The sequence below is a fragment of the Streptomyces sp. P17 genome (genome assembly GCF_032436805.1).
Lineage (GTDB): Bacteria > Actinomycetota > Actinomycetes > Streptomycetales > Streptomycetaceae > Streptomyces.
Map to the genome: position 1 here is coordinate 1 of NZ_JAVRBF010000043.1, position 24,729 is coordinate 24,729.

Annotated in this window: 22 protein-coding genes and 1 pseudogene; 12 read left to right on the top strand and 11 right to left on the bottom strand. The window is 66.1% G+C overall.

Features of this window, described 5'->3' with window-relative positions:
• Positions 1-497, bottom strand: a pseudogene (locus tag RMT89_RS26055) (hypothetical protein); the annotation flags it as partial.
• A 108-nt stretch (positions 498-605) separates the two neighbouring features.
• Positions 606-1,493, bottom strand: a complete 888-nt coding sequence (gene ligD / locus RMT89_RS26060; RefSeq protein ID WP_315886214.1) for a non-homologous end-joining DNA ligase — start codon at positions 1,491-1,493, stop codon at positions 606-608.
• Positions 1,494-1,556: 63 nt separating this feature from the next.
• Between ligD and RMT89_RS26065 the strand changes: the two genes are divergently transcribed.
• Positions 1,557-2,627 carry a Ku protein gene (locus tag RMT89_RS26065; protein WP_315886215.1) on the top strand — a complete coding sequence of 357 codons (1,071 nt, stop codon included), beginning with the start codon at positions 1,557-1,559 and terminating at the stop codon, positions 2,625-2,627.
• A 107-nt stretch (positions 2,628-2,734) separates the two neighbouring features.
• On the opposite strand, the gene RMT89_RS26070 is transcribed toward RMT89_RS26065, so the two are convergent.
• The gene (locus RMT89_RS26070; protein ID WP_315886216.1) at positions 2,735-4,489 is read right to left on the bottom strand and encodes a beta-ketoacyl-[acyl-carrier-protein] synthase family protein; all 1,755 of its coding nucleotides are present in this window, start codon (positions 4,487-4,489) and stop codon (positions 2,735-2,737) included.
• 280 nt (positions 4,490-4,769) lie between these two features.
• Between RMT89_RS26070 and RMT89_RS26075 the strand changes: the two genes are divergently transcribed.
• From RMT89_RS26075 to RMT89_RS26085, 3 genes are all read left to right on the top strand, one after another.
• Positions 4,770-5,651 carry an arginase family protein gene (locus RMT89_RS26075; RefSeq protein WP_315886217.1) on the top strand — a complete coding sequence of 294 codons (882 nt, stop codon included), beginning with the start codon at positions 4,770-4,772 and terminating at the stop codon, positions 5,649-5,651.
• Between the two features lie 178 nt (positions 5,652-5,829).
• The gene (locus RMT89_RS46065; protein ID WP_399498487.1) at positions 5,830-6,399 is read left to right on the top strand and encodes a DUF2637 domain-containing protein; all 570 of its coding nucleotides are present in this window, start codon (positions 5,830-5,832) and stop codon (positions 6,397-6,399) included.
• 117 nt (positions 6,400-6,516) lie between these two features.
• Entirely contained in the window at positions 6,517-7,977 is a 1,461-nt protein-coding gene (locus tag RMT89_RS26085) for an IS1380 family transposase (protein ID WP_315886219.1), read from the top strand.
• A gap of 276 nt (positions 7,978-8,253) precedes the next feature.
• Here the strand turns inward: RMT89_RS26085 and RMT89_RS26090 are convergent, their stop codons facing one another.
• From RMT89_RS26090 to RMT89_RS26110, 5 genes are all read right to left on the bottom strand, one after another.
• Entirely contained in the window at positions 8,254-9,057 is an 804-nt protein-coding gene (locus RMT89_RS26090; protein ID WP_315886220.1) for a hypothetical protein, read from the bottom strand.
• Positions 9,058-9,208: 151 nt separating this feature from the next.
• A complete protein-coding gene (locus RMT89_RS26095; RefSeq protein ID WP_315886221.1) occupies positions 9,209-10,492 on the bottom strand; it encodes an ISL3 family transposase in 1,284 nt (427 codons plus the stop codon).
• Between the two features lie 182 nt (positions 10,493-10,674).
• On the bottom strand, positions 10,675-10,938 hold the full coding sequence (locus RMT89_RS26100; RefSeq protein ID WP_315886222.1) for a DUF4365 domain-containing protein: 264 nt from the start codon (positions 10,936-10,938) through the stop codon (positions 10,675-10,677).
• Positions 10,939-11,329: 391 nt separating this feature from the next.
• Positions 11,330-11,755: a PIN domain-containing protein gene (locus RMT89_RS26105; protein ID WP_315886223.1), complete on the bottom strand. Its 426-nt coding sequence runs from the start codon at positions 11,753-11,755 to the stop codon at positions 11,330-11,332.
• Positions 11,752-11,955, bottom strand: coding sequence for a hypothetical protein (locus tag RMT89_RS26110; protein ID WP_315886224.1), 204 nt, complete (start codon positions 11,953-11,955; stop codon positions 11,752-11,754). The genes RMT89_RS26105 and RMT89_RS26110 overlap by 4 nt, the downstream gene beginning before the upstream one ends.
• Before the next feature lie 332 nt (positions 11,956-12,287).
• Here RMT89_RS26110 and RMT89_RS26115 point away from each other — a divergent pair, with 332 nt between their 5' ends.
• Positions 12,288-12,767 (top strand): hypothetical protein, encoded by a 480-nt coding sequence (locus RMT89_RS26115; RefSeq protein WP_315886225.1) that lies wholly within the window; start codon positions 12,288-12,290, stop codon positions 12,765-12,767.
• Positions 12,768-12,806: 39 nt separating this feature from the next.
• Entirely contained in the window at positions 12,807-14,366 is a 1,560-nt protein-coding gene (locus RMT89_RS26120; RefSeq protein ID WP_315886226.1) for an ISKra4 family transposase, read from the top strand.
• Positions 14,367-15,300: 934 nt separating this feature from the next.
• Here RMT89_RS26120 and RMT89_RS26125 read toward each other — a convergent pair.
• Entirely contained in the window at positions 15,301-16,602 is a 1,302-nt protein-coding gene (locus RMT89_RS26125; RefSeq protein WP_315886227.1) for a restriction endonuclease, read from the bottom strand.
• Positions 16,603-16,951: 349 nt separating this feature from the next.
• Between RMT89_RS26125 and RMT89_RS26130 the strand changes: the two genes are divergently transcribed.
• From RMT89_RS26130 to RMT89_RS26145, 4 genes are all read left to right on the top strand, one after another.
• The gene (locus RMT89_RS26130) at positions 16,952-17,800 is read left to right on the top strand and encodes a TIGR04255 family protein (protein ID WP_315886228.1); all 849 of its coding nucleotides are present in this window, start codon (positions 16,952-16,954) and stop codon (positions 17,798-17,800) included.
• Between the two features lie 848 nt (positions 17,801-18,648).
• The gene (locus RMT89_RS26135) at positions 18,649-19,596 is read left to right on the top strand and encodes a hypothetical protein (protein ID WP_315886229.1); all 948 of its coding nucleotides are present in this window, start codon (positions 18,649-18,651) and stop codon (positions 19,594-19,596) included.
• A 272-nt stretch (positions 19,597-19,868) separates the two neighbouring features.
• Positions 19,869-20,114, top strand: coding sequence for a hypothetical protein (locus RMT89_RS26140; protein WP_315886230.1), 246 nt, complete (start codon positions 19,869-19,871; stop codon positions 20,112-20,114).
• An 859-nt stretch (positions 20,115-20,973) separates the two neighbouring features.
• A complete protein-coding gene (locus RMT89_RS26145) occupies positions 20,974-21,534 on the top strand; it encodes an HD domain-containing protein (RefSeq protein WP_315886231.1) in 561 nt (186 codons plus the stop codon).
• On the opposite strand, the gene RMT89_RS26150 is transcribed toward RMT89_RS26145, so the two are convergent.
• Both RMT89_RS26150 and RMT89_RS26155 read right to left on the bottom strand, forming a co-directional pair.
• Positions 21,522-21,992: an NUDIX domain-containing protein gene (locus RMT89_RS26150; RefSeq protein ID WP_315886232.1), complete on the bottom strand. Its 471-nt coding sequence runs from the start codon at positions 21,990-21,992 to the stop codon at positions 21,522-21,524. The two genes, RMT89_RS26145 and RMT89_RS26150, sit on opposite strands and share 13 nt — an antisense overlap.
• A 41-nt stretch (positions 21,993-22,033) precedes the next feature.
• Positions 22,034-22,765, bottom strand: a complete 732-nt coding sequence (locus RMT89_RS26155) for an XRE family transcriptional regulator (protein ID WP_315886233.1) — start codon at positions 22,763-22,765, stop codon at positions 22,034-22,036.
• A 160-nt stretch (positions 22,766-22,925) separates the two neighbouring features.
• On the opposite strand from RMT89_RS26155, the gene RMT89_RS26160 reads away from it, so the two are divergent.
• Positions 22,926-23,285, top strand: coding sequence for a hypothetical protein (locus RMT89_RS26160; protein WP_315886234.1), 360 nt, complete (start codon positions 22,926-22,928; stop codon positions 23,283-23,285).
• 2 nt (positions 23,286-23,287) lie between these two features.
• Positions 23,288-24,646: an FtsK/SpoIIIE domain-containing protein gene (locus RMT89_RS26165; RefSeq protein ID WP_315886235.1), complete on the top strand. Its 1,359-nt coding sequence runs from the start codon at positions 23,288-23,290 to the stop codon at positions 24,644-24,646.
• Positions 24,647-24,729 lie beyond the last annotated feature (83 nt).

Here is a 24,729-nt window from a genome sequence, read left to right on the forward strand (position 1 = left end):
AAGGCGACGCCCTCGTCCTCGGCGCTCCCGTCGGGGATCTTCGCCGGCGAGGCGGCATAGGCGGCGTCGATCCGGGCCTGCGAGCCCGGAAGTATGCCGCTCCCCGAAGGCGACGCCCTCGTCCTCGGCGCTCCCGTCGGGGATCTTCGCCGGCGAGGCGGCATAGGCGGCGTCGATCCGGGCGGGCGAGCCCGGAAGTACGTCAGCGGCACCCGGCGGGCGGCAGCGGCGGCGGCCGCCTCGGAGGAGGCGTCCCGCGGTCCTCGTACGTTCCACTTGTACGGCCTGTAGCGGCCCTCGATACCGACGGCCGCGTTGTACACGGCGGCGGAGACGAAGCCGTACCAGATGAACGGCTCCGCCGTGGGCCGTCGGGCGTCGACGCTGACCACCTCGACGGCCGTACGGCTCCAGTCGGTGATGACCTCGGAGTCCGGGGTCCGGTGCGTGGCGGGTGCGTGGCGGGCTGGGAGGCGGGGTGAGGGGGAGTGCGGCACCGAGACTGAGGGCGGACAGGCCGACGAGGAGGGCGCGGCGGAGAGGCATGCGGCTCCTTGGGTAAGGGGGGAAAGCGGTGAGCGGTTGGGGGGTGGGGTGGGGGTCGGTCAGTCCCGCGGCAGCGTCCCCGCCCGGTCCGGGGCGAGGAGCGGGGCCAGCAGGTCGCCGTAGTCCTGGATCCGGGGGGCGAGGTCCGGTGCGGTGAAGGACAGCTGGGCGGGGGACCGGCACTCCTCGACCTCCGCCCAGGTGACCGGCGCGGACACCCAGGGCTCGGGGCGGGCGCGCAGGGTGTAGGGGGTGGCCGTGGTCTTCCGGGCGGCGTTCTGGCTCCAGTCGACGAAGACCTTCCCGGGCCGCAGGCTGCGCGTCATCCGGTGCAGGACGAGCCGGGGCATGGCCTTCTCGGCCTCCATCGCGAGCCCCTTGGCATACTCCGACACCTCGTCGGAGGACGAACCCCGGACCGCGGCCAGCAGATGCAGCCCCTTCGACCCGGAGGTCTTCGCGTACGCGTCGATCCCGTCCGCCGCGAGCCGCTCGCGCAGCCACAGGGCGACCTCGCAGCACTCCACGACCGTCGCCGGGGTGCCGGGGTCCAGGTCGAAGACGACCCGGTCGGCGTCCCCGGGCGCCTGGGCGACCCACTGGTGGGTGTGGAACTCGGTGACCAGGTTCGCCGCCCACATCAGACTCGGCAGATCCTGCACGAGCACCATCCGGGCCGGCCCCTCCGAACGGGGGACCTCGGCGGTGGTGACCCACTCGGGTGTACCCGGCGGCACGTTCTTGGTGAAGAAGACCTGTCCGTCCGGCCCGTCCGGGTAGCGCAGGAAGGAGACCGGCCGGTCACGCAGATGGGGCAGCAGCACCTCGGCGATGGTGGCGTAGTAGTGCAGCACCTCGCCCTTGGTGAAGCCGGTCGCCGGATACAGCACCTTCTCCAGGTTGCTGAGCGCGAGCCGTCGCCCCTCCACCTCTGTGATCGGCGTCATACGATGAGAATCCCATGGAAATGGGATGAAGAGCCGTGAAGCGAGTTCAAACCCGACGAAAGGGTGCTGCACGTGAGATCCATATGGAACGGCGCCATCTCGTTCGGTCTGGTCAGCATCCCGATCAAGCTGGTGAACGCGACCGAGAGCCACTCGATCTCCTTCCGCCAGATCCACACGGAGGACGGCGGGCGCATCCGGTACCGGAAGTTCTGCGAGCTGGAGGACCGGGAGGTCACCCAGTCGGAGATCGGCAAGGGGTACGAGGACGCGGACGGCACCGTCGTGCCGATCACCGACGAGGACCTCGCGCAACTGCCGATCCCGACGGCGAAGACGATCGAGATCGTGGCCTTCGTCCCGGGGGACCGGATCGACCCGCTCCAGATGGACGCGGCGTACTACCTGGCGGCGAGCGGCGCGCCCGCGGCGAAGCCGTACACGCTGCTCCGCGAGGCCCTCAAGCGCAGCAACAAGGTCGCGATCGCCAAGTTCGCCCTGCGCGGCCGTGAACGCCTGGGCATGCTCCGGGTCGTGGGCGACGCCATCGCCATGCACGGCCTGCTCTGGCCGGACGAGGTGCGTGCACCGGAGGGCGTGGCGCCCGACGCGGGAGTCACGGTCCGGGACAAGGAACTGGACCTGGCGGACGCCCTGATGGACACCCTCGGCGAGGTGGAGCTGGAGGACCTCCATGACGAGTACCGCGAGGCGGTGGAGGAGGTCATCGCGGCGAAGGCCGCCGGCGAGACCCCCCGTGAGGCACCCGAACCGGCCAAGGGCGGCAAGGTCCTGGACCTGATGGCGGCGCTGGAGAAGAGCGTCCGCGCGGCGAAGGAGTCGCGGGGCGAGGAGCCGGCGGAGGTCACCCGGCTCCCGCAACGCAAGACGGCCCGGTCCACACCGAAGCAGACGGCGGGCAAGAAGTCGACGGCCGCGACGACGAAGAAGACGGCGGCGAAGAAGACGACGGCCGCGAAGAAGTCGACGGCGTCGACGGCATCGACGGCGAAGAGCACTTCGAAGAAGACGGCTGCGACGACGAAGAGCACGGCGACGAAGAGCACGGCGACGAAGAGCACGGCGAAGAAGACGGCGGCGAAGAAGGCGACGGCGCGCAAGCGCACGGCGTGAGTGTCACGGGGGCGGTTCAGAGCGGCCGTTCTTGGTTGGGCTCTTGGGTCCGTTCTTGGGTCCGTTCTTGGATCCGTTCCCGGGTCCGCTCTTGGCCCGCCGGCCCCCTACACCCGCCGCAGCGCCAACACCGCGTTGTGCCCCCCGAACCCGAACGAGTTGCTGAGCACCAGATCCCCCTCCGCCGGCAGCTCCCGAGGCACCTCCCTCACCACATCCAGCCCCATCGCCTCGTCGACCTCCACGCTCCCCACGGTCGGTGGCACCACCCCGTGATGCAGCGTGAGCACCGCGGCCACGGCCTCCACCCCGCCCGCGGCCCCCTGCAGATGCCCGAGATTCCCCTTGAGCGCGGTGACAGGCACCGCCCGCCCACCGAACACCGCCCGCAAGGCCCCGGCCTCCGCGAGATCGCCCTCCACGGTGGCCGTGGCATGGGCGTTGACGTGTACGACGTCCACCACATGCCCCCCGGCATCCCGTACCGCCCGCCGCAGTGCCAGGGCAACCCCGTTCCCGGACGGATCGGGCGCGGCCATGTGATGCGCGTCGGCGGACAGTCCCCACCCCGCCGCCTCGCAGTAGATCCGCGCGCCCCGGGCCAGGGCATGCTCCTCGGCCTCCAGTACGAGCACCCCCGCGCCCTCCCCGTTGACGAACCCGTCCCGGCCCTTCCCGAACGGCCGGGAAGGCGAGCCCTCGTCGACACCCCCCGAGGCCAGCGCCCGCATGGAGGCGAAGGACGCCATGATCGCCGGCGTCACGACAGCTTCGGCGCCGCCCGCGAGGGCGACGTCGACACGGCCGTACCGTATGCGGTCGACGGCCTCCCCGATGGCCTCCGTGCCGGAGGCGCACGCGCTGGTCACGGTCCGTGCCTCGCCCGTGATGTGCAGGTCGAGCGAGACCTGCGAGGCGGCCTGCGAGGGCACGGTCATCGGCGTCGTGAGCGGAGAGACCCCCCGCGGACCCTTCTCCCGCAGCTTGCGGTCCCCGCCGACGAGCACGGACGCGTCCCCGAGAATCGCCCCGAGGCTCACCCCCACCCGCTCCGGATCGACCCCGCTCTCCAGGGTCCCGCCCTCGACGAACCCGGCATCGGCCCAGGCCTCCCGTGCGGCCAGTACGGCGAACTGCGCGGCCCGGTTCATCCGCCGAGCGGCGGCCCGCGGCAACAGCTCGGCCGGATCGACGGGCACCACCCCCGCCACCCGCACCGGCAGCTGCGCGAACTCCTCCCCGTCCAACTCCCGTATCCCGTGCCGCCCTTCGAGCAGCCCCTGCCACAGCTCCCCGACCCCGACCCCGAGCGGCGAAACGGCCCCGAGCCCGGTGACGACAACCCGCCGAGCCCGTGGCACGAGGGCGGCCTCGGACGCCGGCCGCGCCTCATGCCGTACGACGAACCCCTCCCGGTCCGCGTCACCGGCCCACCGCCGCACCTCGTCGTCCGGCACCGGTTCGCCGCCGTCCGCGTCGAGATCCCGATGCCACACGCCCCACCGGCGTTCGTACGTCACCTCGTCGGCCAGCGGGTCAACGGCCCGCAGCGACGTCACCCGGTCCCCGTCCCGGAACGCGACGCCGTCCAGCGGCACCGACGTCACCAGCGGAACCTCCGCCACGTCCAGGCGTCGGCAGGCGACCGTCACCTCCCGCCCCCGAGCGAGCAGTTCGTCCCGGTCGACCCCACCGAGCGGCGGCCGCAGGGTCACCCGGATCGTCTCCGGCGACTCGGGCAGGGTGTGCATCACGACGAACCACCGCTGCCGTACGACGTCTTCACCCGACAGGGCGACCAGATCCCCGGGGATGACCTCGGCGACGCTGACGGAGTGCGGACGTATGGGAACTTGGTGCATATCTGTACAAGCTTCCTGTGACCCGAATGGTTCTGCCGGACTTGTCCGAGTGAACTGGACGGGTGCGCCGGAGGCCATAGTTGAATCTATGACCTTCCCGTTCCTTTGCGATTCATAAACGCGGGCGGGAGATAGTCACCGCTCAACTGCTTTATCTGCAGCAGGAGTTGCCGAGACGGCTCCCGAAGAGGATGTGCGGAACGTCACGGTCGCATATGACGATCAGTCATATCAGTCATGTCGGTTATGTCAGTCATGACACCCGAGAGGAGATCCAGCCGTGCAGAGCCTGGCGATCATCGAGGCACCGTCGGTACTCGGCCTGCGCCCCAGCGGCGTGGCGAACCTGCCGACGGCACTACGGCGGGCAGGACTCCTGGAGGGATTCGACGTGGCCCGCTCGGACAGACTGGAGCCCCCGTACTTCGACCCGAGGCGCGACCCGGAGACGGGCGTGCTCAACCCCACGGCGATCGCGCAGTACTCGATCGAACTGGCCGACGCCGTGGAAGCCGCCCTGGACCAGGACCTCTTCCCGGTCGTCCTCGGCGGAGACTGCACGATCCTCCTCGGCAACCTCCTGGCCCTGCGCCGCCGTGGCCGCCACGGTCTGCTGTTCCTGGACGGCCACACCGACTTCTACCAGCCGTCCGCCGAACCGAACGGCGAGGCGGCCTCGATGGAACTGGCCCTGGCCACGGGCCGCGGCCCCGCCGTCCTCACGAACCTCGAAGGCCGCGGCCCCTTGCTCAAGGACGAGGACGTGGTCGCCTTCGCCTACCGCGACGAGCCCGAGTCCACAGCGGCGGGCATGCAGCCACTGCCACCGGGCCTGCACGCGATGGACCTGACCAAGGTCCGCGAGATGGGCATCGAAGCAGCCACCCGGCAGGCCCTGTCCCACCTCCCCACCGCCTACTGGACCCACCTGGACGCCGACGTCCTCCACGACATGGTCATGCCAGCCGTCGACTACCGCGTCCCCGACGGCCTGACCTGGCAGGAACTCGACCACGTACTCACCACGGCACTCTCCGACCACCGCTGCCAAGGCCTGGACGTCACGATCTTCAACCCCCACCTCGACCCCACCGGCACCATCACGACCCGCTTCACGGCCTGCCTGCACCGAGCACTGTCCACGAGAGCGACCGCCCACTGAACGGCCGCCGCCCCACACAAAAAGACCCCGCTCTCAGCGTCTCCACTGATGACGGGTCGTTCGGGCACCTCACACAGGGTGCCCCCGGCGGGGCCACATGCAGATGGTTGCAGGGCTGACCAGCGGTTTCCTGGTGGGCGGCTTGTGGTGGAGGGGCGGTTTCGTCCTGCGGCGTGGGATGGGTCGGTGTGATGGGCGACTCGGACGTGGGGGCTGTCCCGGGCGCAGGCCAGCGCCGGGCGGCGAGTCGCCTGATCTTGATGCCTGGCTGCGGTGTGGTTGTGCGCTGGTGGTGGCGGGGGTTGCGGCGTATGCCCCGCACGTCCATCAGCGGGACTTCGCCCTGCAGGGTGGCGCGGATGAGGTGAGCGCGTCCTTGTGGCCGCTGTCGGTGGACGGGTTGTTGCTGCTGGCGACGGTCGGCTTGCTGAAGCCGGCGAGGCGTGGGGGCGCCGGGCGCGATATGTGGTGTGGCTGGCGTTTCTGCTGGGGATCGTGGTGTCCCTGGCGGCCAATATCGCGGCTGCGCCGTCGCTGGCTTGGAAGCCGGTGCTCAGGGCGGGGTGGCCGCCGGTCGCGCTGCTGTTGTCGGTGGAGTTGTTGGCGCACCGTCCTGCGGGCCGGGTGGAGGCGGAACTCGGCGGTGGGGAGGACAGCGAAGGCGATGCCGACGGTGATCGGGTTCACGGTGATCCGCTGCTTGAGCGTGCCCGACGAGTGGACGCCCGACACCGCGAACTGCCACTGACCCCATGAATTCAGCTACGGCTGTGAACTGACGCCCCGACAGCAGAAGGGTGCCTCCCACCTGCGATGATCTGGACTGTCTAGATCAAGAGCATCATTCGGGAGAGGCACCCAACGGGTGAAGACTACCGGCTGGGATCACCGGCTCGTCGTACGGGCCGACGGCAAGAACCTCATCGGCCACGCGGGCGTGGTGCTGCTGCGCAAGGTCGCCGACCGGGTCGGCCTGACCCGGGCCCTTGCCGCCGCCCTGCCGCGCGGTTCCGGGCCGGGGTGGCGGGACCGGGGCATGGCGCTGGTCCAGCTCGCGTGCGCGATCGCGCACGGGGCGAGGAACGTGCTGGAGGCCGAGCAACTTCAGCAGCACTGGCGGGCGCTGTTCCCGCGCCCGGTCTCCGACAGCACCCTGCGGCGCACGCTGGAGGCGATCGACGGCCCGGTGGTGGCGCGCATCGAGCGCGTACGCGCCGCGATACGCCGGATGGTGTGGACGTTGATCGCGCTGCGGCCCGGCGGTTTTCCCTGGATTGCGGTGTGCGGACGGGTGCTGACCGGCTGGTACGTCCTGGATCTCGACGCCACCATGGTGACCTGCACCAGCAGCAAGCAGGGCGCGGCCGGTACGTTCAAGGGTTCCTACGGTCATCATCCGCTGGGGGCGTGGGTGGCCAACACCCGCGAGTGCGTGGCGATGCTGCTGCGGCCGGGCAACGCCGCCTCCAACGATGTCGCCGACCACAAGAGCGTGCTGGCCGCCGCGCTGCGGCAACTCCCGCTGCCGCTGTGGTCGAAGCTGCTGGTCCGGATCGACGGTGCGGCCTTCAGCCACGCCCTGCTGGAGCACCTGCAGGCGCTGACCACCAGCCGGCGCCGGGTGCGCTGGGTGACCGGCTGGGCCATCAACACCACCGACGAGCAGGCCATCGCACTGCTGCCCGAGAACGTGTGGACGGCCGCACTGCGGCAGGACGGCGAGGTCCACAAGATCAAGGGCCCCGACGGCCAGTGGCTCTCCTACCAGGTCGCCGAGCTGACCGGGGTGCGCGACCTGACCGGCTGGCCCACCGGGATGCGGCTGATCGTGCGCCGAGTCAAACCGTCCCGGCGGGACGAGAAGAAGCTGACCGCCTTCGAGAAACGCACCGGCTGGCGCTACCAGATCATCGCCACCAACATCCCCGCCCACCACGGGCTTTCCGGGATTCCGGCCTCCGGGCAGGCGTGGTTCGTCGACGCCCTCTACCGTGATCACGCCGAGGTCGAGGACTGCGTGAAAACGATCAAGCGGGTCGGCCTCGGGCTGCTGCCCTCCAAGTCCTGGCAGCTGAACGCCGCCTGGGTGCTGGCCGCCACGATCGCCGCCGACCTCGACGCCTGGACGCGGCTCCTCCTCCTGCACGACGAGCCCGAACTCGCCGCCGCGGAGCCGGAGACCATCCGGATGAAGCTGTATCACCTTCCCGCCCGGCTCACCGCCCACGCCCGCACGCGCACCCTGCACCTCGACCGCACCTGGCCCTGGGCACACGCATTCACCACCGCCTGGCAGCGGGCCACCCAGCTTCCGGCCCTCACCTGACGGGCCGGCCCCGCCCCGACGACACCGGAGAGGAGAGGACCGCATCACCCTCGGGCCCGTGGAACCCGACGCCCCCGCAGCGTCACGCGACGGCCAGCCCCGACACGGCACGGGACATATCGGGCAGCCAGCCGACCATCGCGACGATGCCAGCCTTTGGAAGAATCGAGGCTAATGCCCGAATCGATTCGGCGCTGAGAGAAGACGGAGACTAGCATCCATTGCTCGTACCCAGTGATTTAGGGAAAGCCCCTCGCTTTCTCTAAATCACTGGTGCTAGAAGATGTCTGCCCATCCGTGCTCAGTGACGATCCCACAAAGTTCCCAAGTCAGGATTTCTCCCGCGAGTTTCGGGTTGGCTGCTACGATCTCTTCGATCGCTTGCAGTAGCTGTTCTTTCGGCTTCGATTCAGTCGCCATGCGGTATTGATATAGGTAAAGCATGATGACGGCAACTTGCGTCTCGTCTGCTGAACAAGCTATCTGTACCGCCGCGGGTAGTTTCACGATAAGTTCTTTGTCTTCGAGTAGAAGCAGGAAAAGGCATTGCCCGCTGGACCCTCTTTCCCACTTGCCTGGCTCGTCTTGCGTATCCACTTCCCTGATCGTGTGGAAGATTTCCCAAGGTGCCCATGAGAACGTCGAGGCAATTGATTTCCGAGTGCGTTGCGGGATCCAGTTACCTTCGTGCCAGAAAATATCGGGGTGGCTGATGCAGTGGGAGAGAACTCTCACGGCTAGGCGCAGAGCTGGGCCGGGAAGGCGTTCGATCAATTGCCTTACCATCAAGAGCGCACGCATGTCTCCGCGTCCCAGCGCGAAGCAGTCCGCAACAGCTGCTTCTTGCTTCCCTGGATCGGCGTCTATTAGGTTGAGAAGAGTGTGCCCCCCGGATCTCACCAAGTAAGTACGTGCCGATTCCCTGAAGTGCGGCCACGTGTCATGCGTGATTACTTGTTTCTTCGGGAAAATTACGAAGTGGCCCGTCAGTTCGTTCGATGCGCCGCGCCCACTTTTCCCCGTCGGTCTAAATTCGCGGTAAGCCACCATGTCCTCGCGCACGTAGGCGCTGAGGTTCATCCAGTGAATCTCATTCGTGGCGGGATCGTGTACGAATCCGAAGATAGGTATGGATGAATCGAGCCACAAGCGCAAATCCGCTGGCTTGGCGGTAATTCCCCAATTGCCTGATCGGAAGTAACTTGCGCCCCCCTTTACTGGGTCTTCGAATTTAGTGGGGGTGTGCCTCCCGTCGGCTTCGCCGGGTGGTTGCACAGCGTGAGCGGAGGCGTTGGTTCGCTCGGTTCCGGAAGCCGAAGGCGTTACGCGCTTCGAGCTTGATGAGGCGGTTGTTGCCTTCGGAGGCGGCGTTGGTGATGCCGGTGGTCAGGTAGGTCTCGATGCCGTCCCACCACTGCTCGATGGTCTCGGCGAGGGTGACGAGTTCGGGCAGGTGAGCGTGGTCGGCGACGTGGACGAAGAAGCGGTGGCGGGCGGCGGAGATCGCGGAGTGGTCGGGGGTGACGTGCCTGCGGGTGACGGTCAGGCCCAGGAGGTCGCGCAGGAGTTCCTTGCCCTGCCAGGCCGCATGGATCTGTCGGCCGTAGGTCCCCATGTACTCCAACTCGGTCTTGAGGAACTCGCGTTGCTGGTCGGTGAGGTCTTCCTTGTTGCGGCGTAGGAGCTTGCGGACGGTGTAGATGCTGTCGCCCTTGCGGGCCCGGCGGCCGTGCTGTTTCCAGGTGAGGCGTCGGCGCAGGTCGGCGAGGTGGCGCTGGGCGAGTTGCACGATGTGAAAGCAGTCCACGACCACCGCCGCGTGCGGCAGGGCACGGCGGACGGCGGCGCGGAAGGTGGAGCACAGGTCGATGGCGACGTAGCGGACCTGCTCGCGCCAGGCGGCGGGCTGGGCCGTGAGCCAGTCGGCGACCGAGGTGGCGTTGCGGCCCTCGACCTGGCCGAACAGGCCGCGTCCGCCGATGGCGTCGACGAAGCCGATGTGCCAGGCGTCCGCGACCAGTTCCCACTTGTGCGTGTCCGGGTTCTGCTTCCACACCGGCTTGCCCCGCCGGGTCTCGTCGATCCCGATCGCCTCGGTCCCCGGCGGCTCCTCGGGCAGGACCTTCGCGGCGTAGCCCTCGAAGCAGTGCTGCACGATCGGCCAGGACAGGCCCAGATCCCGGCCGGCCTGCACCACCGATCGTCCGCTGTCACACACCGCGGCCCCGGCCGCCCGCCGAAGCGCCCCAGTCGTACGCATCCGCGCGGGTACCTGGCCTATGGACTCGGTGAACGAGCGGCGGTCGCAGTCGAGTTCGGTGCAGTGCCAGCGTGCCTTGCGCCAGCGGATGCTCACCGGGCGCCCGCCGCAGGACAGGTGTCTGGGGGCGGTGGTGCGGTAGTCCTTCAGCCGGGTGGAGAAAACCCCGCACGAGGGGCAGGCCCTCGCGGACTCCTCGTTCGTCACGACGTATACCGTCGATCCGCCTGCCTTGTCGTCCTTGACCTGCGTCACACTCACCCCCTCCAGCCCAAGCAGTCGCGTCGCAGCCTCGTTGGTCCCGGTATCGTCGATGCTCAAGCCCGTGGGTTCTTCATGATCGGTTGCCTAGACAACAACCATGATCACAAAGACCCGCGGGCTCCTTGCGTCCAGGCCACCCACACCCCAGGCCCGTCACGTTCGGTGACCGAACGTCAGGCCGTCACCGCCGCACCCCCACTAAATTCGAAGACCCCCTTTACTTGGATGGCTATGGACTCGCCAGTTATCTCAAGATTCTCGGTGAGGTCTACGAGAAGATCTTTCCCGTAGTCGTTTCCGGTATCCACCTCTTGGACGACGCACTCATGATCCTCCAAGAATGCCCTTGTCGCGTTGACGGCAGCTCGCTCGGTCTGCTTCGTGGGTAGCATGCGTTTTCTGGCCGAGCGATGCGATGGGTCCTGATTTGCGGCCATTGTTGGATGATGGCAGAAAGTGCCTAGAAGCGCCGATGGTTCACGAAGGCGGTGTGGTCGGCCGCCGCCGTCTGCGGACACTGGGGGTGTATCGCGTGTATCGCAGATGGTGCGTGAACGGTGAGAGACAACGAGAGAGAGCGGGAGTCAGTGAGACTGACTCCCGCTCTCTCGTGTCGGCATCCGCGCAGGTCACATACGAATTTTCTCATGTGGTCTGGCGAGTGCCCCCGGCAGGATTCGAACCTGCGCACACGGCTCCGGAGAGATTGTCCGATCGCACCCTCATTACCCCTCTGACCTGCGGCGGAGTCCGCCGGGGTGCACGCTGTGACACAGGGTGTGTCGGAGGTGTGTCGGGCGCAGGCCGCAGAGGGCCTGCAGCACGGGGCTACAGGTCGTACGGCAGCAACTCGAACGCGGGCACGTGCTTGGGCCGTACGACGGTGAAGTGCCGCCGGTCGACGGTGGCCACCTGCTTGGCCTGCCAGCGTTCCGCGATGGCGACCACGCACGCGTCTGTGCCTCCCAGGGGCAGACTGGCGTACTGGCGCACGAGGTGGGCCATGCGCTCGATGTCGTCCGGCATGACGCCCGTGACGGTGCCGAGTTGCCCGGCTGCGAGCGCGTCCAGGAACGCGGCCTCCACCTGAGCACCGCAGCGCGTGCCGATGAGGTGGCAGGCTTCCGCGATGACCGGCGCCGGGATCACCAGGTTGCGGGGATGGACGCTGTCGTACCAGCGCGCGCACGCCGCATGGTGACCGTCGTCGGCGTCCGCCAGGGCCACAAGCGGGCCCGTGTCCACCACGATCACTCGCCGAACCCTGTCTCCCGCAGAATCTCGTCAGCGCGCTCGGATGTGTCGGAGTGCCCGGAGCGGCCCATGCCGATGAACGAGGGGCGAGCCGGACGGGCAGCGGGCCCTATGAACGGCCGCAGGCTCTGCGCCACGCTCTCGATGTCGTCCTCCGGCACGCGGTCGATGAGCGCATGCAGCTCTTCCCGTGTCGTCATGGTCCTAGGGTAGCCATGCCGACCCCGCCGGCGGTTTGACTCGGCACCGTGAACGACTGCGAGCGACGGCACCGGACACCGCTAACGTTAGCGGCAGTGCTAGCGGTCACCCCTTACGGTCGTGCGTTAGCTCCACCTGCTACTGATAGCGGGGGAGGGTGCTATCCATAGCACCCCGCTAGCACCCCAAACCGCCCATGATCAGGGCGTTAGCAGATAGCAGCCACCCCCGGCGGGGTGCGTTTCCTCTTGAGTGACGAGTGCGTGTCTGGTGGACCGGTGTTCTCGTTGCGGTAGCTGTTGATCAGCTGGCGTGAGAGAGGCGGGGTCGGATGGGCTGCGACGAGGTGCTCGCGCTGCTGCGGGAGCGGGAGGCAGCCTGCCGTCGGGAGGCGGAGCGGTTGCGCGGGGAGGCCGAGCGGATCGCCGGGCTGCTGGTGGTGTGCGAGCAGGAACTGGCCCGGGTGGCGACGGCGTGCCAGGTCGTGGGCGAGCTCCCGGCGGCGCACGGCGAGGCCGGGCCGGGGCGGGGTCGGATCCCGGCCCCGCGAGCGGAGGTGTCGGGGACCGTCGGCAGTCAAGCCGATGAGGGGACTGGCGAGTTCACTGGGCGGATGCTGGGGGTGCTGGCCGCGTACGCCGGTCCGGTGCGGTGTCGGCAGGTGGTGGAAGGGCTCGGGCTGGAGGCGGTGCCCCGTGAAGTGGAGCGGGTGCGCCACCAGTTGAAGAAGGCCGCTGCCGCCGGGCGGGTGGTGCAGACCCCGGGCGGCCTGTTCACCCTGGCGCGTGGAGGTGCCGCGGCGCGCGGGTGACCTGCCGATACGGGAACGGGCCTCCTTCTTGTTGGTCGGGTGAACAGCCAGACCGCGCAAGGAAGAAGACCCGGTGGCACCTTACACGTCCGCGCCCCAGGCCCCCGACCCGTTCACCGCCACTCGCACCCGGATGGAGGAGATGCTCGCCCATCTGTCCGCACCGGCCATGGCCTCGGCCACCGCCGAAGGACTGGAGGACTACATCACCGCCGCGGGGCGGGAAGTGCTGCGGCAGATGCTGCAGGACCAGCTGGACGCCCGCGCCGCCGCCGAGGTGCGCGTGGAGGTGGTCACCGGCAGCGACGCGGTGGTGCGCCCTCGGGCCGAACGGAGCCACCGCCGGCTGCTGGCCACCACGCTGGGCCGGGTGGAGGCGACCCGGATCGCCTATCGCGCCCCGGTGCGGCCAACCTGCACCCCGGCGACGCCGCCCTGGCCCTGCCGCGGCAGGTCTACTCCTACCCGCTACAGCGCGCCGTCGCCCTCGAGGTCGCTGAGACACCCCTGCGCCGGGCGGGTGCTCACCTTGAGCGCACCACCGGCGGGCGGCTCGGCACCCGGCAGTTGATGGAGATCGCGTGTCGCATCGCCACCCACATCCCCGCCTTCTACCAGCAGGACGTGCCCGCCCCCGCCCCGGCGGTCGGCAGCGAGGGGGACCGGCTGCTGGTGCTCAGCTGCGACGCGACCGGCGTGAACATGATCCCGTCCGATCTGCGGGAGCCGGTCCGCGCCGCACGGGCAGCCGACGGCCCGCAGCCGCCCTCGGCCCAGCTGTCCAGTCGCGAGCACACCGGTCACCGGCGGATGGCGACCGTCTTCGCCGTCTACGACGCCGACCCGGTCCCACGCACCGGTGCGGACGTCCTGCCGGCCACCGCTGCCGAACGCGCCGCCCGCACCCACGGCCCGCGAGCACGGGGCCGGCACCTGGAAGGCTCCCTTCAGCGTTCCACCGCGGCCATGGTCACCGCCATGTTCGACCACGCCGAACAGCGAGACCCCGATCACCGGCGCCGCTGGATCGTCCTGGTCGACGGCGCCAACCACCAACTCGAGTGCATCGCAAGGGAAGCGGCCGCCCGCGGCGTCCATGTCGACACGATCGTAGATATCGTGCATGTGATCGAATATCTGTGGCGGGCCGCCGAGGACCTCCACCCAGGCCACGCAGCGCGCGCGGCCTGGGTCGCCGACGCCGCCCGCACCGTGCTGGACGGGCACAGCCCCCGCGTCGTCGCTGCACTGCGCCAGCACCTGCGCACCCGTCCCCATGAGGCGAAGCAACTGCCCGCCGTCGCCCGCACCGCCGCCTACCTGCAGGCCAAGGACCCCTACCTGCGCTACCACCTCGCCCTCGCCATGGGCTGGCCCATCGCGACCGGAGTGATCGAAGGAAGTTGCCGCTTCCTCGTCAAGGACCGCCTGGACGCGACCGGAGCGAGATGGAGCCTGACCGGCGCCGAGGCGGTCCTCCTCCTACGCGCCGTCATCGACAACGGCGACTTCGAGCGGTACTGGCGCTACTTCACCGAACTTGACCACCTGCACACCCACGCCGTCCGCTACCAGGGACAACTCGCCCTCGCGGCGTGACCGCAGCCACCCACCCATCACTCAAGAAGCAACGCACCCGAGCGGGAGTCAGTGAGACTGACTCCCGCTCTCTCATGTCGGCATCCGCACAGGTCAGAGCATGATTCTTGCTGTCTGACTGGCGAGTGCCCCCGGCAGGATTCGAACCTGCGCACACGGCTCCGGAGGGCCTTTCGGTCCTCGGGAAAGTAGCTGGTCAGGCTGTCATCGGTGCTGTACTGAGCGGAGCCTGTCCACAAATAGTCCACGGTGTGGCAGCCCGTAGCCTCTGGCTCGATGAGCGGAGACGAGCCCCGTGGGTTGCGGCGTTCAGAGACAGGGCGGCTCACCACTCGATCGCTTCGTTTATCATCCGGCATACCTCAGGCACAGCAGCTCTAGATTCACAAGTGATAACGAGGCTTGGGCCATTGATCCCGACTTGGACGTCCTTTCCCCGAAAAAGGCCTCGCTTTGGTTCAACGCTTGTGATGGCCAATAGGGGTAGGTGCTGGCTGTGTCCTCTATAGTCGTGAATTGTCAGTCGGTCGGTTGTGAGGGTACATTCCCCCTCGCCGTAGTACTTCGGGCCCGGGAAGTACATTGCGCCCTTTACTGGGAACTTGTAGAGCGTTTCACCCGACATTTTAGACCGCATCCCCTCAGCGTAGAGTGATGACTGATGCGCTTGAGATGGCTAGGTCGCGTGGCTGTGGCGTACTTCAAGCGTAGGCCTGTACGTGTGACGCGGCACCCTAGGGCTTGCGGCATAGCACGGAATATTCCGAGTGGTAATTGTTGAGCTGTAAACGGCCCTTGAGAGTTCTTCGGCTCACCGCGTCTTGCTGCTCACCGCCCCTGAATCGGCTAGTCGCAGGCGATCTGTCCACGAATGGATCTCAGCCCCGGACGCGGCCGGTGATAGCCGATCTTTGCTCGCAAACGCGCTGGCCCTTCATTCGAGAAGGATCTCCTCGGGGCGCCGGCTGGTGATCGGTACGCCCTGGGCGTAGAGGATGTGGTCCAGACAAGCAGCAAGGTCGTTGCCGTGATCGTCGCGGGCCATGCTGCGCAACTCGCGCGCCAAGTCCAGCCCGTTGACGAGGACGATGGGGTACTGGTCCTCCACCATCTCGAGCTGAGCTGGCTCCGAGAAGGCTCCGGTGGTGACGTAAATGCCGATCCAGCCGCGGCGCAGGCGTGCGACGACACGTGCGATCTGTTCAGCTGATACAAGGCTGTCTGGGCGTATGCACTTGGCTTGGCCCAGGACGACAAGGCTCGTACCGGCGAGTCCTATCCCGAGATCGATGCGCCCGACGAAATCCGCGCCACCGTCTCCGGAGCGCCGGGTGATCCATCCCTCGCGGTAGTTGTGCCCTGAGCCTTTCAGTACACGAGCGGCGACAACGGAAGCGACTGCCTCAAAATCGTGTTTGCGTTCGTCGAACTGCTCATAGATGAATCGGAGGTCGTCGTCTCGCTGGCTGCCTGGCGCAGCACGCTGATCACGCACTTTCGTGACGCGCGCTCGAGCAACGCGCCGGCGAATCCGTGGCAGAGCGGAGTGCCCCCGCTTGGCCCACTCCCGCCAGGCACGGGGTGCCTTGACGAGAGCCTCATGATCGGAAACCGCCGGACTGCGCCGCGCAGTGATCCAGTCCCAATCGACCTGATCGTTCTCGGTCGCCAGGTCGATCAGGGCAATGTCGTACACGTAATTGGTGAACGTGGTGTGCTCGTGTCCTGCCCATTGAATGATCCGTTCGGCCCGTTCTATGACCCCTAGTCCACAGAACTCGACGAAGCCCTTGACCTTGCCGTTGCGTGACACGGCACGGAATAGCAGCAGAGGGGCTGCGCCGGCTCGCTCCTCTGGTGTGGGTGCCTGATGCCCTGTGAAGGCGTCGAGAAGGGCGGCGTTTCCGGTGGTGGTTCCGGGGGGCTTGGTGAGTCCGGCCTTGTGGTCACCGAAGTAGCGCACGTGGCCGTTGTCCAGGTCGAACACGTCGTGCCACGGTGTCTGTTCGCTGCCGGCCTTCCACGGGCTGGAGCGGATCAGGATCGCTGGCCGTCGTTGCCGCCCGCTCGCCGAGACCTTCGCCATGCCGTTGATGCCGGACTCGAGCAGTGCCTTCTTGTGCCCGGGAGTATCTGTCGCGTAGTGGAAGTTCGTGTACCCGTTGAGCACAGGTTCGGTTGGATCTTTGGCACTCGAGTAGCGCAGCACCTGCCCGACGCGCAGCCTCTCTCCCATGACCACCCCTCCTGGTCCCCTAGAAGGAGTGATCATTGCACGCTGCGGTTGGTGGGGTGCTTGGAAGGAGACTGGGTCAGTGCCCGTGCGAAGAGATGCGACTCCTGCAGCGCAACCAGCGAGCCTTGGGCAACGGTGAGGACTGTGCTAGCTGGGTGAGCGTCGGGATGGACCCTTGGTCTCGACTGTGCCGCAACCTGCTCTCTCCTCCTCCTTGGGCGCCCATTGCCACGCCTAGGAGGAGGACGATTCATCCGAGACTGTGAGGTGCTGACAGGCCCCGCACGGGGTAGTCTGAGAGTGTGCAGCTAGTGTGCAGGTCAGACTCTGGAGCAGGGAGGCGAGGCATGTGACTTCGTTGCACGATTCAGACGCCGACCTGCCGCTGGCTGGCTTGCCATCGGCAGGTCGCACTCTCTTGCGCACGGCTCCTGTTGAACTTGCGATCGCAGAAATCAGATTCGCAAGCGTGGGTGAATCTGTATCAATTGAGCAGGCGCTCGCAATCAAGGAGTTGATGGAGCAGCAGGGCATCTCATATCCATCAATGGAGCCAGCTCAAAAGAATGAACTCACGGTTGAATTCGGCCCATCCGGGGCCAGCCCACAGGTGCAGGTTCGATCAAAGGGATGGCAATTCAGTCAAGGAGAGGGGCAAACGCTAGCCACTATTCTGCCGGACTCGCTGGTAGTCCAAACTAGCCAGTATGAACGTTGGAGCGTCAGCTTGCAGCCTGCGTTGCATGCACTCCTGCGTGGAGCTGAGACACACCTAAAGCCTCAACTGCTGCAGCGCCTGGGTGTCCGGTATGTCAATCGCTTGATTGATCCCAATGCGACGAGCGCACTCGCTTGGAGGGGGCGAATTTCTGATTCGTTCCTCGGGCCAGTTCTTGACCCAGTGCTGGGTGAAAAAGTGGTGGCTGCTCAGCAGCAATTGGAGTTGTCTCTTGGAGATGCTCAAGGGGCACTGCTTAGGCATGGAGCGTTTCGAGACGCTGCAGCCCAGAATGCTGTTAGCTACCTGATGGACATTGATGTATTTGATGCATCCATGCAGCGATTCTCCAGTGCAGACGTCATGGAAAAGGCTAAGCGCCTTAACAGGACGGCCCTGTCTCTGTTGAAACAGGCGATTGAGCCAACCTACTGGGAAGAGCTGCCGAACCGTGTAGCCGGTAAGTCCGATAGCGATTAGGGGGAATCGTGAGTGCGACGATAGTGGCAAGGGGTTCTGGAGAGCGGCACACTGGACAGGCTATCGAAATAGCAGAACTGACCCAAAGCGGTGACGCAGTGCTGGTTACTGAGGGGACTTCTCTGCAGCTTCCTGGTCTCCAGAATACCGTTCTGCGTAACGTTTTGGAGAGTTGGGAAACAACGCTTGCGCCGAGTATGCCAATGCTCATGTTGAGCCTGAATGCTGCGGCATCGCAAGCATCTGAGTTTCGGCTCAGGGTCGAGCGACTTCCTGGACGGAAACTGGCTTGGGTTGGGCCAGTTGTAAATCCGGTGAGCGAGGATGTATCTGACGCTGACTCGCTATCGACTGACGGAGCAGATCAAACAGCCGTTGACGCTGTCGACAAGCTTGTGAGAATTCTGGGCCTGCCTATCAGGGATGTGCTGGCAGCGGCTGGCGTGGCGCGTCGTACCTTTTATTCCTGGCGCGGTCGCAACGTAGCGCCCCGCTTGGACAGTCAGGGACGGCTGTGGGAGCTGCTACAAGCTGCCGTCGATCTGCAGGATGTGATTGGCAATGATCTCCCACAGTGGATCGCCGCAGATCCTAAGCGGCGACGAACCCTGAGGGCTGGAAATTTTGACTCCCTCATGGGAGAGCTCCTGGAGCAGAGGGCTCGCAAGGGCGACTACAGTGCCCGCTCGCATGCTGTGAGTTGGATGGAGTCTGCTGGGCCTGAGGAGGCTGCGGTTCTTGAGCCTCCTTCCCGCCGGCTCGCCGGAAGAGTGACGAAAGCTAAGCCAGGCACCCGTTCTCGTTCGGGCGAGCACCCGAACAACTAGTGCGGCAATACCGGAGAAGTAATGGCAGAATCTGCCGAGAAGGAAAAGGGTGAGGACGAGTCGGGGAGTGAATTCGCGACGCTGGATTCACTTGTTCCGGAAGTCTGGCCCGAAGGCTTCACTGAGGCACTAGATGCCTGGCAGCAGGGTCACTTGCTGCCAGGCTCTACCTTGTCCTGGGCAGCTCCGTATGGTCTCGACGCTGTGACCGGTATTGAGACGGATAATGACGGAGAGGTCGAAGCGAGCTCGGCAGAATGGTGTCATGTATCTGTTGATGATCTGCGATATCAATGGGTAATCGTCACGAGTCAAACCTGCGACGTTGCGGCCTATGGTCCTGGGGCCCGTCACCCGTTGGTGCAGGTGAGTCCCGTAATGCTCATGCCTTCCGTATCGGACAATCAGCGTACTGCGATCGAGAGGCACGAGGTTGCTCACTTTGTGTCCCTCAGCAAACCGCCAGCTGAGGGTTTCTGGGTGGTTGATCTTCGGGTAAGCGTGCCCGTCAGTAAGCATTTACTCGTCGTCAACTCACCCTTGTCAGCCTTTGCTAGCGAGCAAGACTTGCTGGATTTTTCTGAGCATGTTGCTGCGAGAATTCGGCGACCTTCTCTGCACGACATCGTGAGTGGCGACATGGTGAAGAGTATCGGGCAATATATCAAGAGTACGAACAGAGGTGATCCGGATTGGTGGGAGCAGGTTGAACAGTTGCGTGTTCTCATAACCGGAACACGGCTCAGTCCTAGCTCTATTCAGTTGATTGTCGTGCAGCAGACTGAATTGAATGCCAAACAGAAGAAAATTTGGCGCGACTGGGCCCCTCCCTTCCGTAAAGTCCTCAAGAGGGAGAGAATTAGTTTGTCTCCACTGCACTTCACCACGCTGGACGTGATGAAAGCTAGGATTTATAAGGAATCCATTCCGTTGCGCGTTCCCGAACTCTTGCGGCCTCACCTCTGGTAGCCCTCTTACTCTGTATCTTTCCCAGGTCGATCACGGAACCCCTGGTAGCTGGAGGAGTCCCAGCTTCGCGCCGGAGTGATGGTCGTTGAGGACCATTCCCGTCCGGCTCCGTTCGTCGCTGTTGGTGTCAGCCGTTGATGTCAGACATCAGCGATGGACTTGACAAGACCTTGCCCGGCTAGCCCGCCGATCTTCTGAGGTCGATGATGGATGGCGACGATCACGACGGTTGCTCTACCGCGCTGCTGTACAGAACTGCTTGGGAGGCACCCATGGGGTACTCGCTGGAAGAGTTGAGATCATGGTCTGACGACGAGGTCGTGAGACGTCATGACGAAGTAGCCGCCAACACATCGCCCGGGACGTCCTTCTACTTGGCCGAGCTTGATCGGCGCGCTTTGATGGCTTCCGCGCGGGCAAGTGATGCCCTTGCTCGAAAGTCCTACAACCTGACGATCGCGAACACGGTACTCGCAGTCGTGGCGGTGATTCTGGCCCTTATCGCGCTGTTTAAGTGACGCAAGGGGGCCAGCACGCTTGGACGATCGCGTCAGGTCGGCGGAGCGACTTTGGCCGGGAGCTGCTTTGGCGCGAGTGATCATGGCCCCGTAAGCTTCCGGCGAGTCGGGCAGTCTGTTGACCTGCCCGTTAAAGCACGACGTTGGGGCCATGATCTTCGAGGCTCGCGCCAAAGTGGCTGGCTAAAGTCGTGGAGCCGACCGCCCCAGCCACGACGGGGTTTCTCCCACGTCATGGCCGCGTCCGCCGTCCGGCCGGTGGCCTGGTGCGGGATTAGCGGGCCGTATGAACGCCCGCGCATCTGGCAGCGTCGGTCCGCGTGCCGCCGCCGCCACGATCCGGCCTCTTTCGGTAACACAAAGCGTCTTTGGCCTGCACCGTTGGGGATCACCGTTCGTCCCCCGTGCCCGTGTTGGAATGTGGCCGCTGCGTGTGGCGACGGGCGGGCGGCGACGTGCAGCTGGTGGCGAAGACATGGAGGCGGCGCGGCGGCGACCGGCCGGCGCCGCCGCGTTGGTGCGGCCCTCGGTTTGATCCGACCTACTGGTGTAGGCAACCGGGTGGAAAGGGGTGCGGCGTGGCCCCGTAAGCGGGGCGTTGAGGTCCGACCGCAGTTGGGTCTTTCCTCTCCCGAGGCCGGATCGTGGTGGCGGTGGCATGCGGGTCGTAAGCGGCCGTTGATGCGCTTGGGCGGAGTGTGCGGCGGTCGGGTTGGCGATGATCGATGAGCGCCGTTGACCGCCGGCCGAGCGAGCGCAGCGAGCCTTGATGAAGTAGGGAAACTCTGTCCGCGCCATGATCCGGAACGGCCGGCGCCGGGCTGTCGGCGATTGGCCAGACTCGGCTACGGTGCCTTACATGCACTCTGCATTGGACACGCCGCAAGGCGCGGCCGAACTGGCCGAGACTCTGTTGCCCCCGCTCGGGAATCGCTGGCTGCACACTCAAGCCGTGGCGGCCCGTGCGCGTGAGGTATCTGCGGCTGTGTCCGACGAGGATCGTGATCTGCTTGTAGCCGCTGCTTGGCTGCACGACATCGGCTATGCCCCGGAGCTACGGCAAACCGGGTTTCATCCCCTCGATGGTGCTCGCCACCTGGAGCAGCTCGGCGCCTCAGCGCGTCTCGTGCGCCTCGTTGCCCACCACTCCGGCGCCGTGTACGAAGCCGAACAGCGTGATCTCACTGCTGAGCTGGCCGTGTACCAGCGTGAGGACTCCCCGGTCCTGGACGCGTTGATCTACGCGGACATGACGACCGGCCCCGCAGGACAGTCCTTCGACTTTGATCAGCGCATTGACGAGATCCTGGAACGGTACGAACCGGGCAGTGAAGTGCACACTGCGATCAGCAAGGCTCGGCCGTACCTTGGCGCGGCCATCGCGCGTGCGCGTGCCCGCCTTGGTGATCAGCCCACGTAGGGCTTGGGTCGGTCGGCCAAGCCGTGGTCGATGCGCATCCGCATGGACGGGTGGATGTTCAGCTCATCGAGCCGGCTCGGCGCGACGAACGCGACTTCTTTGCTCTCGCTGCTGGTCCTTAGCTCGCCGCCGACGATCCGGGCCGTGAAACAGATCGAGAACTGCTGGCGGACTTCGCCGTCGTCGTAGGCCATGACGTGTGCCGGGTTCGTGTAGAGGCCGACCAGGCCGGTCACCTCGACGTCGAATCCGGTCTCCTCCTTCGTCTCGCGCACCGCCGCATCGGGGGCCGATTCACCGACGTCAACTCCGCCCCCAGGAAGTGCCCAGAGATCGTTGTCCGTCTTGTGGATCAAGAGGACTTCTCCAGCCTCATTCCGTGCCACGGTGGTAACCGATGGCACGATGCTGTTCGCCTTCGGAGCGTTCGGATCGTTGAAGTAGTCGATACGGGCCATGCCTCCACTCTCGCATGACCAACCACCATTGAGGGGGCGGGCTACGCGGGCTGTCCGCGGTCCCAGGTGTAGTCAAAGCTCCGCATGTAGTGGCGGAACGTTCGGGCGCCGGGCAGGTAGCGGAAGTGCAGGACTGGGTTCTGTCCGGCGGGAGCGCCAAGCACGTGCGGGTTCACCAACACGTCGTCGTCGAACCGGTAGATCGAGTTGTAGAGGATCGTGTCATGCAACCGGACCTCGACGCCGGGCGTGGTCATCGCCGGTTGGAGGTAGCGCCGGGTGATCCGGGCGCGTGCGGCCAGATCATCGCCGATGCCCTCCTCTTCGCCTCGCTGGCGCACCATGGCTGAGTCGGGGTCGCCAAGCAGGATGCGAACCTGTGCCCCGGCCTTCGCCTTCTCGGCCAATTGGTCCGGCAGATCCGGGTGACTGTCGAAGAGGAACAACCCCGCGTACACGAGGATCTCTACCTGATCCGTTGCCTTCTCGATCAGTGATGACCACAGGGATGCCGGGACAGCGCCCCGGTGCGGGTAGTACGTGATCAGCTCCGATGTGCTCGCTGTCTCTGCCTGCTTCTCGACAGCGGGCCAGAGGTAGACCTCGTCTGATCCGAGGAAGTTCGCGGCCTTCCAGCGGTGCCCCCGGTGCGGCGTTCGGCCTGTCGTGATCCAGCGTTCCACGCTCTTCGGGTCCACTCCGACGTGCTGAGCCAACGATTGGATCGTCTCGCCCTTTGCCGAAATCGCCGCACGCAGACGCTCGTTCGCCATGACGTGACCTCTCCTGGGACGTCTCTGGGACGTTTTGACGATAGCTCAGACGTCCCCAAACGTCCATACGGACCGTGATACGTCCACTACCTTTCGCGGTCTCCTGATCTCACCGACGAACGATCGGTTCCAACTCTCCGAGAGATCAGGAGAACAGACCATGCAGCAGATTCCCGTGGACACCGCCGGCGCGACGTTGATGGTGGCTCAGCCTCCGCAGCCGAAGTACGCGAACCAGAAGACCCAGGAGCGGGCTGCGGACAGGCAGACCGGTGAGTTCCTGGTGACGCTGGACGTGCTGTTCGTGATGAACGGCAACGCTGAGGTCGTCAAGGTCACGGTGGGTGAGTCGGCCATCTCCGGTGAGCTGGCGATGGGTACGCCGGTGGCGTTGACCGGTCTGGTGGCGCGGCCGTGGGAGAACGAGTTCAACGGCCAGAAGCGGCACGGCATCAGCTTCCGTGCGGTCGCGGTGACTGCCGTGGACGCCGGCGGCTCGAAGAACCTGAAGGCGGCCTGATCATGCGGTGGCTGCTGATCGCCCTCGTGGTGGACGTTGCCGGGTTGGCGCTGCTGCTTCGGTGGCGCTTTCCCGCCTGGTTCTGGATGACCTTTGGTGTCGTCTACGCCACGGCCAAGGTCCGCCTGCGCTACGCGTCGGTCATGGACGCCTGTGACCTGACGGTCCCGGCCTCCCGGTTCCGGCTGTGGCTGGCCCGGCTCTTCAAGTGGCAGACACCGCGCCAGCGCGTCCCCCGGCTGATGTGGATCAAGCCGACCCGGACGGGCCTGCGGCTGCGGATCCGGATGATGCCGGGACAGGACACCTTCGACTACTCGGCCGCCGTCGACCGGCTGCGGCACGCCTTCGGCGTCCACCAGGTCACCTCCCGCGAGATCAAGCCCGGCGTGGTCGAGATCGCGACGACCGGCTACGACGTGCTCAAGCGCGTGCAGATGCCGGCGAGGGTCGAGCGGAGCGAACTGCGTATCCCGGTCGCACTGTGTGAGAACGGCTCGGTGCACTACCGCGACTACAAGGAAGTACCGCACTCGGTCACCCTCGGCGCGGTCGGCTCCGGCAAATCCGTCACGCAACGTCGGGTCATCAAGGAACTCGCCGCGCAGCACGTCGCATTGGTCGGCATCGACTGCAAGAGCGGCGTGGAACTGTCCCCGCTGGCTCGCCGGTTCTCCGCGCTCGCGGACAACCCGGACGATGCGGCCGACCTGCTTGAAGCGCTGGTGGCGCGGATGGAGGCGACGTATCAGGTGATCCGTCGGGAACAGCGGATCAGCGCCGACACCCCGGATGCGGAGATCACCGCGAACATCTGGGGCCTGCCCGAGTACCTGCGGCCGGTGCCGGTGGTGCTCACCATCGACGAGATCGCCGAACTCGCCCTGTTCACCACCACGGCGGAGAAGAAGCGCCGTGAGCGCATCATCGTCGCCCTGGTCCGCCTGGCCCAGCTCGGCCGCGCCGCCGGCATCTTCCTCGACATCTACGGCCAGCGCTTCGGCTCCGAACTCGGCGACGGCATCACCATGCTGCGCGCCCAGCTCACCGGCCGAATGGCGCACCGGGTCAACGACGAATCGTCCGCGAAGATGGCGTTCGGCGACGTCTCCCCGCACGCCGTGTTCGCCGCCACGCAGATCCGCAACGACCGGCCCGGCATGGCCGTGGTCGGCCACTCCAACGGCGACTGGACCCGTATCCGGGCCCCGCACACGTCGATGCGGGAAGCCGTGACCGCCTGCAACAGGCACGCCGGCCTCACCCCCGACATCCCGGAGCTGGCCCGCTTCCGCCCGCTGCTCGACCTCGACCCGGTCAAGGCGCCCGCGGCGGCTGAGCCGTTCGCCGAAGCCGCCTGATCCCTCCCCACCCATCCGGTCGGCGCGACCGCATCGCGCCAGGTCCCTACCCGAGCCATGCCCGAAACGGGTTGGCCATCGAT

Excerpts from the sequence above, each read along its gene's own strand:
- RMT89_RS26135 (WP_315886229.1), top strand. The coding sequence starts at position 18,649 with ATGGCAGAATCTGCCGAGAAGGAAAAGGGTGAGGACGAGTCGGGGAGT.
- RMT89_RS26110 (WP_315886224.1), bottom strand. The coding sequence starts at position 11,955 with ATGACGACACGGGAAGAGCTGCATGCGCTCATCGACCGCGTGCCGGAG.
- RMT89_RS26100 (WP_315886222.1), bottom strand. The coding sequence starts at position 10,938 with ATGGCCGCAAATCAGGACCCATCGCATCGCTCGGCCAGAAAACGCATG.
- RMT89_RS26145 (WP_315886231.1), top strand. The coding sequence starts at position 20,974 with ATGCACTCTGCATTGGACACGCCGCAAGGCGCGGCCGAACTGGCCGAG.
- RMT89_RS26150 (WP_315886232.1), bottom strand. The coding sequence starts at position 21,992 with ATGGCCCGTATCGACTACTTCAACGATCCGAACGCTCCGAAGGCGAAC.
- ligD (WP_315886214.1), bottom strand. The coding sequence starts at position 1,493 with ATGACGCCGATCACAGAGGTGGAGGGGCGACGGCTCGCGCTCAGCAAC.
- RMT89_RS26090 (WP_315886220.1), bottom strand. The coding sequence starts at position 9,057 with ATGAACCTCAGCGCCTACGTGCGCGAGGACATGGTGGCTTACCGCGAA.
- RMT89_RS26115 (WP_315886225.1), top strand. The coding sequence starts at position 12,288 with ATGGGCTGCGACGAGGTGCTCGCGCTGCTGCGGGAGCGGGAGGCAGCC.
- RMT89_RS26155 (WP_315886233.1), bottom strand. The coding sequence starts at position 22,765 with ATGGCGAACGAGCGTCTGCGTGCGGCGATTTCGGCAAAGGGCGAGACG.
- RMT89_RS26070 (WP_315886216.1), bottom strand. The coding sequence starts at position 4,489 with ATGCACCAAGTTCCCATACGTCCGCACTCCGTCAGCGTCGCCGAGGTC.
- RMT89_RS26160 (WP_315886234.1), top strand. The coding sequence starts at position 22,926 with ATGCAGCAGATTCCCGTGGACACCGCCGGCGCGACGTTGATGGTGGCT.
- RMT89_RS26140 (WP_315886230.1), top strand. The coding sequence starts at position 19,869 with ATGGGGTACTCGCTGGAAGAGTTGAGATCATGGTCTGACGACGAGGTC.
- RMT89_RS46065 (WP_399498487.1), top strand. The coding sequence starts at position 5,830 with ATGGGTCGGTGTGATGGGCGACTCGGACGTGGGGGCTGTCCCGGGCGC.
- RMT89_RS26165 (WP_315886235.1), top strand. The coding sequence starts at position 23,288 with ATGCGGTGGCTGCTGATCGCCCTCGTGGTGGACGTTGCCGGGTTGGCG.
- RMT89_RS26125 (WP_315886227.1), bottom strand. The coding sequence starts at position 16,602 with ATGGGAGAGAGGCTGCGCGTCGGGCAGGTGCTGCGCTACTCGAGTGCC.